Here is a 14118-nt window from a genome sequence, read left to right on the forward strand (position 1 = left end):
TTTTTGTTCTAAATGTGAAATGTGTTTGATGCCGAATAGCAAATGGAGACGAAATTCATGCTTTGAGTAAAATATTTTTTTAAATTAAAAAAATAGAGCTAAGCTGCAAAGAAAAAATATTTTAATAATAATTTAAACGTCTGTTTTTGGTTTGATGTTCCACTGGCCCGGTGAATACGCGCACCATTACCTAAAAGACTGTTCATTCGTTAAATTTCGGTTGTTGGCACAGAAAGTCTCAATTGAGCAATCTGTCACAGAATAAGCCGCTTCTAGTGAGGAAGTTTGGTGCCCATTCGTCTCATACGTGCCGGTAGTCCTATGTGTTGTGGCAGTACAGCGTTGTCTGAGCTGTTTAGCAATATGGCGGGTATATTTTTATAACAAAATTAAAAGAATAACGGAGAAGATTAATGAAAAACGGCAAGTTAAAGACTTTGGTAGCACCTATTCTCGCTACCTTGGCAATGTCGGGTTATGCACAAGATTCGAACCTGGGTGTTCCTCAGCGTGTTTTGGGTATTGGCGAAATCACACCCAAAATCGTCGGCGGTTCGCCTTCTACTTTTGCAGAAAGAAGCTATCAAGTGTCTTTGCAAAGTGGAACTCGACACTTTTGTGGCGGTGCCTTAATTGCAGACAATTGGGTGCTAACCGCTGCACACTGTGTTGATAGTGGTTCCGCGCCAAGCGTGTTAACCGGGACGCATCTGAAGAATAGTGGCGGACAACGCTTTTCTACAGTTCAAACCATTATTCACCCTAATTACCGCAGCGCCAGCTCTGGTCACGATATTGCTTTGCTAAAACTCAGCGGAACACCTGATTTAAGCCTTGAACGTTTAAGCATGCCAAACTTGACTGTCATGAACGCTGTGGCAGCACCAGGTGATGTGGTGACTGTTTCTGGTTGGGGATATTTAACACAAGGCGGTTCTGGTCCTGATAACCTGTATGAGGTTGATGTGCCTGTGGTATCGAACAGTGTATGTAGCCAATCCTACCCTGGCAGTATTGATAACACTATGCTTTGCGCTGGTCTGGTTCAAGGGGGCAAAGATTCATGTCAGGGCGACAGCGGTGGCCCTTTGGTGGCGGACTACAACGGCAGAACTTATAGCGTCGGTATTGTAAGTTGGGGCTCGGGTTGTGCGCAGCCAAATTACTACGGTGTATATGCCAGAACACAATACTTTGTTGATTGGATTAATCAGTACGTTGATACCGGAAGCAGTTCATCCAGTTCATCGAGCTCTTCTTCCAGTAGTTCTTCCAGCTCTTCAAGTTCTTCCTCCAGTTCGTCTGGCGGCGGTGTATGTGCTTCGCCACAGTATGTTGCGGGAACGAATTATTCAACCGGTCAGCGTGTACAGAACCTTGGCAGTGAATACAGCTGTCGTGTAGGTGGATGGTGTTCTTCTGATGCGGCATGGGCATACGAGCCAGGTAAAGGCCTATATTGGACTTCGGCCTGGAATCTGGAAGGAGCTTGCGGTACATCCAGCAGTTCTTCGTCCAGCAGTAGTAGCTCCAGCTCTTCAAGCAGCTCGTCTTCAAGTTCTTCTTCTAGCTCTTCAAGCAGCAGTTCATCGTCTTCGAGTAGTTCTTCCTCTGGTGGTGCTGCTTGTACAGGTCTAACTACCTGGAGTGCTTCGGCGACGTATGTTGGTGGTAATACCGTGCAATATAACGGTGTGAAATACACAGCAAACTGGTGGACTCAAGGAAGCAACCCAGAACAAAACTCTGGTCAATGGCAAGTGTGGACGAATAACGGAAGCTGTTTGTAAGTTTTAGTCTCTTTTATAAAAGCGGTGTATAGGCACCGCTTTTTTTCTACCTCACTGATGTACAAAAATAAAAAACAGGAGCAAAAATGCGATACTTTAAATCGACAGTTCTACCTTTAACGGCTTTACTAGCTTTACCTTTTTCTATTTCTTCGCTGGCAGAAACGCCTTCTGAGTTGGATATTAACGCGTCCAAACTAGGCGGTGTGGAGCGTACTTTTTATCAGCCCGATGCGTCGGATTTTGAATATCATACTCTTGACCAGTACGCGGTAATTGAGGGTGATATTGTTGTTGCTGAACACAATCATGCACAAGAGCATGGTGTGGTCGACCTTGAAGTGAAAGATGCCGGTGAGCGGGCTTCATGGGGTGGTCGTACCACGTGGATTAACGGTGTTGTGCCATATGTCATTACCAGTGCATCGCAAGGTGATACCAATGTCATTATGCAGGGTATGCAAATGGTTTCTGCCAATACCGGTGTGAGTTTTGTGCCTCGCACGAATCAAACGGATTACATCAGTATTATCAAAGGCAGTGGTTGTTACTCTTATGTTGGTCGCGTTGGTGGCAAACAGGATGTATCAATTGGATCTGGTTGTGGTTACGCCGGTATTGTTGCTCACGAGTTACTTCATGCAATTGGTTTTTATCATGAGCAATCTCGTGATGACCGCGACAGTTATGTGAAAATTAATTTTGAAAATATCGAAGCGGGTAAGGAGTCTAACTTCCAGAAACGTGGACCATCGACGGTAACCGTGGGTAGTTATGATGTTCGTTCTATCATGCACTACAGCTATCGTGCATTTAGTAAGAATGGCTTGCCAACCATTGAGTCTTTGGATCCAAATGTGCCTTCCAGTAGTTTGGGGCAGCGTAATAACTTGACCGCAAAAGATGTTGCTGCTGTGCAGGCTAAATATGGCTCTGGTTCAGGTTCTTCCAGTAGTTCATCCAGCTCATCTAACTCTTCATCTTCCAGCTCAAGTTCTTCTTCATCTTCGTCGAGTTCTTCTGGTGGTAGCTGTAATTCGCCACAGTATGTAGCGGGTACCAATTACTCTACGGGTAGCTATGTACAAAACCTTGGCAGCGAATACCGATGTAAAGTGGGTGGTTGGTGTTCTTCCAGTTCTGCGTGGGCGTATGAGCCAGGTAAAGGTTTGTATTGGCAGTCCGCCTGGGATCTGTCTGGAGCCTGTGGTACGTCTAGCAGTTCTTCTTCCAGCTCGTCTTCATCAAGTTCCAGTTCTAGCTCTAGCTCAAGTTCTTCCAGTTCGAGCAGTTCATCTTCCAGCTCTTCGTCTTCGTCAAGTTCTGGTGGTGCAGCTTGTACAGGTTTGAGTGTATGGGACAATAGCGCAGTGTACACTGGTGGTAACAGTGTTCAGCTTAATGGTGTTAAATACACGGCTAACTGGTGGAACCAAGGCGCAAACCCAGAGCAGAATTCTGGTCAGTGGCAAGTGTGGACAAATAACGGTAGCTGTCTTTAATTAACAGCTTAAAACATAAAAGCCCGATATTGATCGGGCTTTTTTTTAAAACCAAAAACGGCTAAAAATCTGGTAACCATAGTCTGGGCTGCTATCGGTTAACCCTTTTTCCATTCTTAAGCCTAAATTAATTTTCTTGGTTAGTTGGTGAGATAAATTAATATTTGCGGTTGCGTAATTATCTTCACCCTCAGTGATCGCTTGTTCATAGGCATAATGAAAACCAAAAGCGAACCTTGGGGAAATATCTATCTGTGTTCCCGCAGAAAATAACCATATATCATTGAGTTTTTCGTTATCGGGTTCACCGGTAAACTGATAGCCCACACTCATCCAGGGTTGCCAGCGGTTAAGTTTGGTGGATAAGTATGCATCAATAATGTAATCGTTTTCGCCTTTGCCCAAATACTTTGTTTCATCTGCGGTTGCCCAAATTGCTGTTGCCGTAAGTTCCGCGGTTCCATTAAATTTTTGCGTAAAGAAAGCACGGGAAATTGATGTCTGGATATCCCCAATACCTTTACGTGCGCTAATGGTTTCTGTCGTGGTGTCGGTTTGAGTGTCTGTGCCGGTTCCTGTATCGCTATTATTTCCGTTGCCATTTGCGCCGCGTCTTCTGCCGGAAAGCTGACCGCTGGTGTTGGGAATGACGGTATCAACACCGGTTACTGTCAGGTAAGGGATTTGAATAGCATATTGCCAATGGGTTGTCTGGTAGCCTAGCTGGATTGACGTGGTGGTTATTTCTGTATCGTATTCATAGCCATACTCCCCTGTTTCAAAATCATAGTTTGCATCGAATAACCATTGATTTGCCTGACTGCTTTGTGCCAGGAGAATAAGCAAGGGGATGCTGAGTAAACAGGCAGAAAATGGATAACGCATAACTCAAACCTCTTTTGTTTCTATGTATTTATTTTACGCTTGTACGGCACTTCCATGTGCATATGCGGTAACACATCTAGTGGTTTCTGCCCGCGCGGTTCCCTGTCATAGAGCCGTTTGATTTCGCCCCTGCATTTTTACTGCGCACCTGTTGGTTTTGTTTTCTTTGCGTCTGGTTTTGCATTTTGCCTTGCTGGCGTTGTTGATTTTGAGACTGGTTTGCCTGCGGGTCATTATCCTGCTGTAAACGTTGTTGATCCTGAATGCGATCTTGTGTTTGCTGACGGTCTTGCGTTTGGGTTTTATCCTGTTGGCGAAGTCGGTCTCGATCCTGGTCCTGAACCGTTGTGGCTGCAGGGTCGTGGATCCGGTCGCGGGTTTGCAATCTATCCTGATCCTGGGCCGGTGTGCTTGCAGGGTCATGGATTCGATCGCGAGTTTGCAGTCTGTCCTGATCCTGATTTTGTGCAAGCATCATAACCCTTTCTACGGGGGCAGAATACGTGGTTGCTTGAGTATCCGTGGCGTAAGTCGCGGTGGGGGCAAGCAGTAAGGCACTAATTGATAGGGTGGGTATCATCAAGAGTTTCATGGTGTCTCTCCTCCTGTAGGTGAGTTCGCGTGGGAAATTTTCCCTCGCAATATAAATTTATGTGGTATTTTTTCCCACGTCAAGCTATGCTTTGGGTAAGAGAGGAAGTAAAAGCCGCTGAATTGCGGTTTATCCTTGTAAATCAAGGGGTTATAGTTAGTGCCGTTTATCGGATAAGTTGTGATGAAAATGTCTCCCCATCAACAAGCACAGGATGCGTTGCTCAATGCGGCAAAGCTGCTGTTGCGCCCTTTTGTCAGGCTCATGATTCAGTATCAGCTGACCTTCCCGCGCCTGAGAGATTTGCTTAAAGAGGTGTATGTTGATGTTGCTCGAAGCATGATTACCCAAGACGGTGAGGAGCCAACAGACAGTCGTATTTATATTCTTACTGGAGTGCATCGCAAGGATATAAAACGGTTGAGGGAGCAGGAGAATGAAGTGTTGGTTGATGTGCCGGCCGGCCTGTCTTTGGGGGGAGCCATAGTTGCACAGTGGATGGGTAACGCCAAATTTCTGGACAAAAGCGGACTGCCTCGACCCTTGGAGAGAAATGGCGATTCGGAGTCTCCCGGCTTTGATTGGCTGGTTGCCAGTGTCAGTAAAGATGTTCGCCCCCGGGCAATGCTGGACGAATTGTTGAGGCAAAATATGGTTTCGGTTATGGACGATAAGGTGGTGCTGAATACCTCGGCGTTTGTGCCTGCGGAAGATATGGAGAAACTATGTAATTACTTCGGTCATAACGTTCATGACCATATTGGTGCTGCAGCGCATAACATAGCGCAACAGGGCGGGCCCTGGTTGGAGCGAAGTGTGTACTACGGAAAGCTGACTGAAGAGTCGGTAAATGAATTAAGGGAGATGGGGCGGCTTCAGGCTGAAAGTATACTTACTGATATAAATAAAAAAGCATTGGTATTGCGTGAGCGAGACCAGAATAACCCTAATGCGAAGCACCGTTTTCGTTTAGGGTGTTATTGGTTTGAACAGGACGACCAGTCATGAAAAGTCTAAAGCCCCTCTTTTATTCTCTTTTGGTTATCCTATTTTGTGCATGCTCACCTAACGGGGCTCAATTATATGTAATCCAGGAAGATGACGATTATGGCATTGGCGGGACAGGTATTATTGGCCAGATTACAGGCTTTGGATCGATATTTGTCAACGGTAAAGAAATTGAGTTAACCGAACATTCATTAATACAAGTAAATGGCTCTACTGTAGAAGATTACGCGTTTAATATTGGCGATGTGGTTGAGGTGCTGGCGGGCGAGCAGGCATATACTCATGCCGAAGCCATTAATATTCGTCATGAGTTAATTGGCCCGGTTTCAGCTTTTAATGCGGAAAGTCGAGAACTAGTTGTGCTGGGCAAATCGGTTATTGCACCAAAAAGCATGGATATAAATAACATCGCTGTGGGCGAGTTTGTTGCGGTATCGGGGTTTGAATTATCAACATCACGTATTCATGCAACTCGTATTGCTGATAGTTCGAACCGGATCTTGTTGAGAGGAAATAAACAATCGGTTTTAGACAGCTTGAGTGTTTTTGATGTAAACGAGCAGGTTTTAAATCAAGTTCATCGTGCCAGCGAGCAGATGGTTATCCAGGCGAATGTTGAAAATCAAAAGTTATCGTCAGTTATTGTTCGAGAGCGACAACGGTTACCGTATGAGCAAGCGAAAAACTGGCTTATTCAAGGAGCTCCGTCGGTTTATCTGGATGACCGACAATTGGCAAGCATGCCGAAGGGGTTGAATGCATATACAGAAGACACGATTTTGATCTGGGAATATCAGCCGGTCAAAGGATCAATAAAATGGCTTGATGCTCGTGACATGCCAAAAGGTGAGCGGAGTAAAAACGTTGGCCGCCAATATCGCCAGCCAGTTCGATCCGGTGGTGTTCGAGGACAAAACCCCACTGGATCACGTCACGGAAAACGTTGATTTAGTCCTCTAAAGCTGAAAGGGATTTCTTGGGTTGCTGTTTTTTGTGTTGTTGTCAACATCTATTTTTTGTTTTATTTGTCGGCTGGGGTGAGCATAAATGTCTGATAATCCTCGTGCGTTATGCCCCTGCGAGTAAAAAGGTTTTTGATCATTTTTTTTTACGTGTCCTTGATTTTCGATATATGCCTATTCCTTTGAATGGTTTTCTCAGTTGTTTTTCCTTTATTTCCTTATGATAATCCTGTCAATTATTTTTTACAGTGAAATATTTTGATTTGCGTAAGTTGATTTTTACAGAAAAAAATTCACGGAAAATGGATTTTCTTGTCTGCTTTTTATGACTCCTTGTTATGAACAGTTACTTGATCAAAACGGTAGTTTGTTCAATAGTGTATTTATGACAGATTTTGAATAAAGATTATGCTATGGAAGCTAGTGCAAAACTTTTGGTAGTCGATGATTCAAAAGAGTATCTTGAACTTTACAAGATGATTTTTGATGACTTGGGAGTTATTGTCGATATGGCTTCTTCAGGAGAGGAGGCTATAGCCCTGTGCGAGTCCAATGAATACTCCGCTGCCATTGTGGACTATTATATGCCCGGCATAAATGGTCCAGAGTGTGTTACAAAAATACGGTCCTCCGAAAAACATCAATCTCTCCCCGTCCTGTTTGTGAGTGGTAACAAAAAAAGTAAGGAAAATGTCCGACTAGCTTATTCCAGCGGTGCAATTGATTTTCTATCCAAGCCGATTAATGAAGAAGAATTAACCTTGAAGGTGAATAATATTCTCAATAGTCATTTATCTGGCTCAAAGAAGAAAAATTACCTCAATAAGGATTGGGGGTTAGAAGAAGTTCTTGAACAGGTTGGAGAGGGTGTGGTTGTTTTTAACCACGATTTTCGAGTGATTTTTGCTAACAAAGCTGCGAGTACGTTGCTTACTGAAAGCGTTGATACTATCGTTGGTCGGCATATATCAGAATACATTTTTCCTGATCTGGAATTGCATGAATGGCAAAAATCGGATTTTGCTTGTGTGTTTAAAGATGGTCAGTGTCATCAAAAAGATGAAGCCTATTTTTGGCGAAGAAAAGAGAGTCGTTTTCCTGTTCAATATACTCAATCAACCATCCTCTACGATGGACAGGCGGTAGGTATTTTATTCTTTCATGATGATACCGAACGCTTAATGATAAAAAGCGAGTTGGCTCGAATGGCTAACTATGATCATCTCACCGGAGTTGCAAATAGATCACTTTTTATGAGCAATATGGAAAAGTTGCTCGCTTCATCTAATCGCCATGGATTTAATTTTGCGATTCTGGTTATCGATCTGGATAATTTTAAATACATTAATGACAGCTATGGACACATGGTTGGCGATGAGGCGCTGCAGTACGTCTGTAAATCGGTTAAAAATGTTATTCGGGAGGATGATCTTTTCTCCCGAATAGGTGGTGACGAGTTTGCTCTGGTGATTTCAAATATAACCAATGGGTTTTCTCCCGCGGTAGTTGCAGAGAAAATTATTTCGGGTATTAAATACTTTACCAGCTCGAATGGTGAGGTTGTTGAGGTCGAATGCAGTATTGGTATTGCTCTAAATACACAGGATAGTGCCAGTGCGGAGGAAATATTAAAAAATGCCGATGCTGCGATGTATAAGGCTAAAAGAAGGGGGAAAGGTTGCTACGAGTTTTACTCCAAAGAGATGCAAAAAGCCATTGCCCAAAGGCGGAAGCTGATCCATAAAATGAAGGAAGCTTTAGCCGATCAGCTTTTTGATGTGTTTTTTCAACCTCAAATTAATTTGAAAGATAACACCCTGTTCGGCTTGGAGGCATTAATTCGTTGGTACGATAGAGATCGAGGATTTGTTAATCCCAGCCTTTTTATACCGTTGGCGGAAGAGGTGGGTTTGATTAATGAAATCGACCTTTGGTGCATCGATGAGGTTTGTTCACGCTTTTCTCTATTGCGAGATAAATATGTATTAAGTAACGATTTTTCTGTTTCCTTGAATGTTTCAGCATCCCAGCTCAATGATCCAACTCTGTTTGACAAAATTGCCTTCTCTATCGATAAATACAAGCTGCCCCGGGGAAGTATCCATGTGGAAGTAACCGAAACTGCCGTAATGCACGATGTTTCTATTTCTACTACCACATTAAAAAAATTCAGGGACTCTGGAGTGGGGGTCTCTATTGATGATTTTGGGACAGGATATTCGTCACTCAGTTACTTGAAAACACTGCCTTTTGACGTGCTCAAAATAGACCAGTCTTTTGTTAAAGATATAGGTTACGATAGCAATAATGAAGCTATCATTGATGCCATTATACAGCTGGCTAAAAGCCTGGGGTTAGTTGTGGTTGCCGAAGGTGTTGAAACCAGGAGACAGGCTGACTTTCTTTGTGCTCGCGGTTGCGAATATGCACAAGGCTATCTGTTTGGCAAACCGCTCAACATGACCCAGCTTGAAAATTATTTGGAAAAAGAAGCCGGGTATGCCACTAAGAATTCGCTCACTCATGCTGGAGCGAGCAAAGCAGCATTGTCAAACGTTCATCGAATTATAAAATAAAACGTACGCTAAAACGGCCAAAAGACTGTTGGCCACTTATTCTGTCTGAGCATAGATGCGATATCCATTCCTACCGCGATACCAGCGTGTACACAAAACCCTCCCCAGATTGACCGAGACTGAAGCGCCAGTATTCCTAGGAATAAACCAAAAAGAATGGCGCCAGTGGCTTCTGGCCAAAGCTTGGGAAAATGGATCATTAAATAAGGTACACACATGACCCAAACGGCGTTGGCACCAATAGCCGGGCGCAGAGAATTAATAAAGAATCCGCGAAAGAAAAATTCCAAACAGATAAATTGAGTTAGGTACAAAACTTCCCAGGCAATAAAATCGAACCAGCTTCTATGGGTGAGTTTGTAAAAAGGGTAGTGGTTAAGAAAATCATCGCGAAAACTGACTAAAAAGATAAAGAAAAATATGGGGGTGACAAGCATTAAATAGCCTTTCCAATGCTGTCGAGTGTCGTTTAGCTTCCATCCCATATCGAGGAACTTTTCTTTTAATACAAGCTTAATAACCAAATACGGAAGAATTACATAACCAACAACATGCCAGAACGTCCACCACACGTAGCTGGCTAAAAGCAGCCAGCCAGATTGTTGGAATTGGTTTTTCCAGTAGTGTGGATGCTCGCCCTGCCATATGGATAGCTGGTTTAAAAAAGCGATCATTGAGGAGTAGAATTTTAGATAGTGAATAAGCAGTAGGCAGACTGCCACACAAGCCAGGGTCCAGAATACTCGTCTTAGCGCAGCCTTTTTATCTAAGGTATATGACGGTGCTTCTGAGTCAATCTTGTCTAAAGCGAGGAATATATTGTTTGGGTGTAAGAATTTAAGCATGAATCTAAAAATCTAAATCGTGTGAAGTATCAAGGATAACCCGACAAGGACAGTAATAACCTCGAAAATCCGCTTAATAAATGGATTGCCGTATTTGACGGCAAGGTGAGCACCAAAATATCCACCTACAAGTGATCCAAGGATTAACATGGGGAGCCATTCCCATTTTACCGGGGTCAATAACGCAAGTGTCAGTGCGCCAGTTCCGTTCCAGAATAAGCCAACTAATATCAAGGTGTATGCTGTTGCGTGTTTGTAATCAAAGCCAAACCAGCAGATTAACCACAGCGTGACAAACAAGCCTGTGCCTGAAGTGAGCGATCCATTTAGGAAGCCCAGTATAAATAACCCCAGACCACCAAGAAGATACCCCATTGATGTTCTGTTTTTATGACTTTGTTGTTGTCCAAGGTCTTTTTTAAGGTAAGAGTATACCCCGAGGGAAATGGTGAGAATCCCCAAGCTTATTTTGGCCAGGTTCTCCGGAATACTTAATATTACATTTGCACCCAAATACACGCCTGGTAACCCTGTTGCTAACATGAAAGCTGCAAATGCTAACTGTGTATTTTTATTTTGGATGTGTTTTGCTGTTGCCCCGACCCCAAGGGCTACGGTCGCAATTTTGTGGGTTGCCAGAGCCATAGAAAAGGGAAGCCCCAGAAATATCAGCGCTGGAAATTGCAGTAAACCCGCGCCGCCTCCCGCCATAGCAGACAGAATATTGGAGACCAGTGCCACTATCAGTAAAAGTATTTGTTCAAAAGGATCTATCATGGCCGTTTGTTATAGGTTAAGCATTCGTGGATCGGTACAGGAGGATAGTCGCGTTCCTGTAAATAGCGTATAAATTTCAATGTTTTGAATCCATCAAACCAGTCGTGGAAAGCTTTTATAAAATTCTGCTTATCGCTTATTTGAGTGGCGGTATGTTGGATAAATTTTTCTAGCCCCAAGGATTTCAATGCTGCCAGCGTTTTTGGGGTAAACAGGGTGTGCTGGTACTCCTGGCAAAATTCGTCTGGCTCCAGCTCTGACACGATGCAAAGCAGTTCTCGTAAATGAGTAAAACACATCGGAGCGTAGTATGTGTAATCAATGTTGTTTTGTATTTTCTGTTGAATGGTTTGTACGGCTGGCCCGGTGCCAAATGGAACCCGGTTGGATAGGCGGCTCTGTATGAGTATGGTGATATCGTCGACGGATTTTATTTGCCCGACCTTTGCCAGCTTATTTAATAAATAAAAATCTTCCGCTGCCGATCTTTTGGGAAAGCCTCTTACCATGCAGTAGTGTTCCCTGGATACTGCCAGCGTACTTCCTAAGGTGTTATACCCGTAGGGTGAGCCTGCCTGCTGTAATTGATCACGAAAATATTTTATGGCTTGTTCGTATAGCTGAGTTGCCTGATCAATGCTTTGATTCTTGCCTTGATGATGAAAGTTAAACACGAGTGCACTGGTGTTTTCGGTATTGTTTGAAAGCGGTTGAGCGAAATAATTGGCTGGAAGAGTAACATCCCCATCAGTAGAGTATATCCAGTGGGAGGTTATGTGTTTCTCTATTCCCATTTTTACCGCGATGTCGCAACCGATTTTCCTCGCTAGCCCGACGCCTTGTTTTGCGGGTAGCTTTCTTTGTCCATGAAATCTATCGACCAGTAAAAAATCAAATGGAGAGAGTCCGCTGATACTGGAATATAAACTCAGGTTATTTCGGTTAAAACGGCGTGTACCTCGTTGTTCAAAAAAACACTGCAGTGTGTGTTGCGGGGTTTCATCATCGTCCGTTTCCGGTTGATTGATAATAACAATCACCAGTATTTTTGTGCTTGCAGGAATGTGCGGGGTAAGTGATTGCGTTAAATTCCATACAAAATCTGCGGACTCTTGGTAGCATGGAACAACCACTACATTTTGGTACGGTAAATCCTGAGGAAAGCCATCTAGTAGTTGTACTTCGGGTTCCGCGTACAGTTTCAGGTATTTTTGAACAATGTTACTCACGAATAGAAAATGGTCTAGTGTAACGCGGCTGTGATTGGTAGTGAGGCAACGATCTTTGCTTCGCTGTCCAGTAATTGATTTAGGCGTTCCAGAATGTCTGCTTCAGCAAAATAGTTTTTGGCCAGGTTGATAAACAGATTTTCATGCCGCGCCTCAGATTCAGTAATCGCCCGGTAAAACTTTTTGAGTGAGCCTTCTGGCAATGCGTTAGCGATCAGTCCGAAACGCTCGCAGCCCCTGGCTTCAATAATTCCGCCAATCAGTAATCTGTCCATCATATAAACGTCTGTGCCGCGTCGCATCAGCTTACGCAATTCATTCACATAGGTGTCCTTGGAGTCAGCACCAAGTTGTAGGCCTCGCTCGGTTAATATCTTTATAACATCGCGAAAATGAACCATTTCCTCAATGGACAGGTCTATCATTGCTTGAACAATATCGGGTTTGTCGGGGTAATGAGAGAGCATGGAGATGGCCATGCCGGATGCTTTTTTTTCTGCCGCCGCGTGATCGATTAAAAAAGCATCAAAGTCCTCCATGACGGCGTCCAGCCATGCTTGGGGGCTATCAAAACCTAGTGAAAATTTCATTGTACTTCTCTTAAATTTGCCGAGTTACACATAACAGAAAAAGTTTCCCATTATATCTGTTCGAAAGCTTGGTATATAATGCCGCGTTTTGGACAAGAAAGCTCCAAAAAAAGAGATGCCTAATTTAGTGTGCTGTGAAGCCACTAGAGACACAGAAACAGGATAAATAATATGATTATTACTCCAAAAGTTCGTGGTTTCATCTGCACCAACGCCCATCCGGAAGGATGTGCAGCGAACGTTCGTGAGCAAATAGAATACATCAAACAGCAACCCGCCATCGAAGATGGCCCGAAAAATGTTTTGGTTATCGGTGCCTCTACTGGTTACGGCTTGGCGTCCAGAATAACATCGGCATTTGGTTGTGGCGCAAAAACACTCGGTGTGTTTTTTGAGAAACCTGCTACCGAGCGCCGTACAGGTTCAGCCGGCTGGTACAACTCTGCAGCTTTTCACGAAGAGGCAAAAGCTGCAGGTTTGTATGCAAAAAGCATCAATGGCGACGCCTTTTCAAATGAAATGAAGCAAAAAGTTATTGATACCATTAAAGCGGATTTGGGCAAAGTGGACTTGGTTGTATACAGTCTTGCTTCTCCTCGTCGACAAGATCCGGAAACGGGTACCTTGTATTCCTCGGTATTAAAACCAATCGGTAAAGACTACACCGAAAAAAGTTTGAATACCGATACAATGGAAGTTTCTGATGTCACTATTGAAAAAGCATCAGAGGAAGAAATTGCTAACACCATTAAAGTAATGGGTGGTGAAGACTGGGAGCTTTGGATCAATGCGTTAAGTGAGGCTGGTGTTTTAGCGGATAATTGCAAAACAGCTGCTTACACGTATATCGGCGAAAAGATCACTTGGCCTATATACGGTCACGCGACTATCGGTAAAGCGAAAGAGGATCTGGACCGCGCAGCAAAAGCCATTAATGAGACATTGTCTTCAGTAAATGGCCAGGCAAATGTTGCTGTGTTGAAAGCGTTGGTAACACAATCCAGTTCGGCAATTCCAATTATGCCGCTCTATATTTCAATTCTTTACAAAATTATGAAAGAAGAGAATACCCACGAAGGGTGTATAGAGCAGTTATATCGTTTGTTCACGGAAGGCTTGTACACGAACTCGCCTCGATTGGATGATGTCAACCGTTTCCGTATGGACGAAAAAGAACTTCGTCCCGAAACCCAGGCAAAAGTCGATGTGCTTTGGCCACAAGTGACAGCGGAAAATCTGTTTGAACTAACCGATTACAAAAGCTACAACGCTGAGTTTATGAAGTTATTTGGTTTTGGTCTCGATGGTATTGATTACGAGAAAGAAGTTGACCCTGTGGTCACCGTCGATTTCCTAGAATAG

At 43.7% G+C, this 14118-nt stretch carries 12 protein-coding genes; 6 read left to right on the forward strand and 6 right to left on the reverse strand.

Going from position 1 to position 14118, the window contains the following annotated elements; genetic code table 11:
- Positions 1–413: 413 nt before the first annotated feature.
- Positions 414–1790 carry a trypsin-like serine protease gene (locus P5V12_RS01225; protein ID WP_316955415.1) on the forward strand — a complete coding sequence of 459 codons (1377 nt, stop codon included), beginning with the start codon at positions 414–416 and terminating at the stop codon, positions 1788–1790.
- Between the two features lie 86 nt (positions 1791–1876).
- Positions 1877–3292 (forward strand): M12 family metallopeptidase, encoded by a 1416-nt coding sequence (locus P5V12_RS01230; RefSeq protein WP_316955416.1) that lies wholly within the window; start codon positions 1877–1879, stop codon positions 3290–3292.
- Between the two features lie 45 nt (positions 3293–3337).
- Here the strand turns inward: P5V12_RS01230 and P5V12_RS01235 are convergent, their stop codons facing one another.
- Positions 3338–4177: a hypothetical protein gene (locus P5V12_RS01235; RefSeq protein ID WP_316955417.1), complete on the reverse strand. Its 840-nt coding sequence runs from the start codon at positions 4175–4177 to the stop codon at positions 3338–3340.
- 76 nt (positions 4178–4253) lie between these two features.
- Positions 4254–4769, reverse strand: coding sequence for a hypothetical protein (locus tag P5V12_RS01240; protein WP_316955418.1), 516 nt, complete (start codon positions 4767–4769; stop codon positions 4254–4256).
- A 183-nt stretch (positions 4770–4952) separates the two neighbouring features.
- Here P5V12_RS01240 and P5V12_RS01245 point away from each other — a divergent pair, with 183 nt between their 5' ends.
- The 3 genes from P5V12_RS01245 (at position 4953) to P5V12_RS01255 (ending at position 9315) form a co-directional block, all read left to right on the forward strand.
- The gene (locus tag P5V12_RS01245; protein WP_316955419.1) at positions 4953–5777 is read left to right on the forward strand and encodes a DUF6502 family protein; all 825 of its coding nucleotides are present in this window, start codon (positions 4953–4955) and stop codon (positions 5775–5777) included.
- The gene (locus tag P5V12_RS01250; RefSeq protein WP_316955420.1) at positions 5774–6724 is read left to right on the forward strand and encodes a DUF5666 domain-containing protein; all 951 of its coding nucleotides are present in this window, start codon (positions 5774–5776) and stop codon (positions 6722–6724) included. The genes P5V12_RS01245 and P5V12_RS01250 overlap by 4 nt, the downstream gene beginning before the upstream one ends.
- 428 nt (positions 6725–7152) lie before the next feature.
- Positions 7153–9315 carry an EAL domain-containing protein gene (locus P5V12_RS01255; RefSeq protein ID WP_316955421.1) on the forward strand — a complete coding sequence of 721 codons (2163 nt, stop codon included), beginning with the start codon at positions 7153–7155 and terminating at the stop codon, positions 9313–9315.
- A gap of 8 nt (positions 9316–9323) precedes the next feature.
- Here the strand turns inward: P5V12_RS01255 and P5V12_RS01260 are convergent, their stop codons facing one another.
- The 4 genes from P5V12_RS01260 to P5V12_RS01275 are packed head-to-tail and all read right to left on the reverse strand — an operon-like array spanning position 9324 to position 12756.
- Positions 9324–10160 carry a CPBP family intramembrane glutamic endopeptidase gene (locus P5V12_RS01260; protein WP_316955422.1) on the reverse strand — a complete coding sequence of 279 codons (837 nt, stop codon included), beginning with the start codon at positions 10158–10160 and terminating at the stop codon, positions 9324–9326.
- 12 nt (positions 10161–10172) lie between these two features.
- Positions 10173–10937, reverse strand: coding sequence for a sulfite exporter TauE/SafE family protein (locus P5V12_RS01265; protein WP_316955423.1), 765 nt, complete (start codon positions 10935–10937; stop codon positions 10173–10175).
- Positions 10934–12166 carry a hypothetical protein gene (locus P5V12_RS01270; protein WP_316955424.1) on the reverse strand — a complete coding sequence of 411 codons (1233 nt, stop codon included), beginning with the start codon at positions 12164–12166 and terminating at the stop codon, positions 10934–10936. Before P5V12_RS01270 ends, P5V12_RS01265 begins: the two co-directional genes overlap by 4 nt.
- Before the next feature lie 14 nt (positions 12167–12180).
- Positions 12181–12756 (reverse strand): tRNA-(ms[2]io[6]A)-hydroxylase, encoded by a 576-nt coding sequence (locus P5V12_RS01275; protein WP_316955425.1) that lies wholly within the window; start codon positions 12754–12756, stop codon positions 12181–12183.
- Between the two features lie 171 nt (positions 12757–12927).
- Between P5V12_RS01275 and fabV the strand changes: the two genes are divergently transcribed.
- The gene (fabV, locus tag P5V12_RS01280; protein WP_316955426.1) at positions 12928–14118 is read left to right on the forward strand and encodes an enoyl-ACP reductase FabV; all 1191 of its coding nucleotides are present in this window, start codon (positions 12928–12930) and stop codon (positions 14116–14118) included.

Source organism: Teredinibacter sp. KSP-S5-2, from assembly GCF_032773895.1.
Taxonomy (GTDB): domain Bacteria; phylum Pseudomonadota; class Gammaproteobacteria; order Pseudomonadales; family Cellvibrionaceae.

Excerpts from the sequence above, each read along its gene's own strand:
- P5V12_RS01225 (WP_316955415.1), top strand. The coding sequence starts at position 414 with ATGAAAAACGGCAAGTTAAAGACTTTGGTAGCACCTATTCTCGCTACC.
- P5V12_RS01230 (WP_316955416.1), top strand. The coding sequence starts at position 1,877 with ATGCGATACTTTAAATCGACAGTTCTACCTTTAACGGCTTTACTAGCT.
- P5V12_RS01235 (WP_316955417.1), bottom strand. The coding sequence starts at position 4,177 with ATGCGTTATCCATTTTCTGCCTGTTTACTCAGCATCCCCTTGCTTATT.
- P5V12_RS01240 (WP_316955418.1), bottom strand. The coding sequence starts at position 4,769 with ATGAAACTCTTGATGATACCCACCCTATCAATTAGTGCCTTACTGCTT.
- P5V12_RS01245 (WP_316955419.1), top strand. The coding sequence starts at position 4,953 with ATGAAAATGTCTCCCCATCAACAAGCACAGGATGCGTTGCTCAATGCG.
- P5V12_RS01250 (WP_316955420.1), top strand. The coding sequence starts at position 5,774 with ATGAAAAGTCTAAAGCCCCTCTTTTATTCTCTTTTGGTTATCCTATTT.
- P5V12_RS01255 (WP_316955421.1), top strand. The coding sequence starts at position 7,153 with ATGGAAGCTAGTGCAAAACTTTTGGTAGTCGATGATTCAAAAGAGTAT.
- P5V12_RS01260 (WP_316955422.1), bottom strand. The coding sequence starts at position 10,160 with ATGCTTAAATTCTTACACCCAAACAATATATTCCTCGCTTTAGACAAG.
- P5V12_RS01265 (WP_316955423.1), bottom strand. The coding sequence starts at position 10,937 with ATGATAGATCCTTTTGAACAAATACTTTTACTGATAGTGGCACTGGTC.
- P5V12_RS01275 (WP_316955425.1), bottom strand. The coding sequence starts at position 12,756 with ATGAAATTTTCACTAGGTTTTGATAGCCCCCAAGCATGGCTGGACGCC.
- fabV (WP_316955426.1), top strand. The coding sequence starts at position 12,928 with ATGATTATTACTCCAAAAGTTCGTGGTTTCATCTGCACCAACGCCCAT.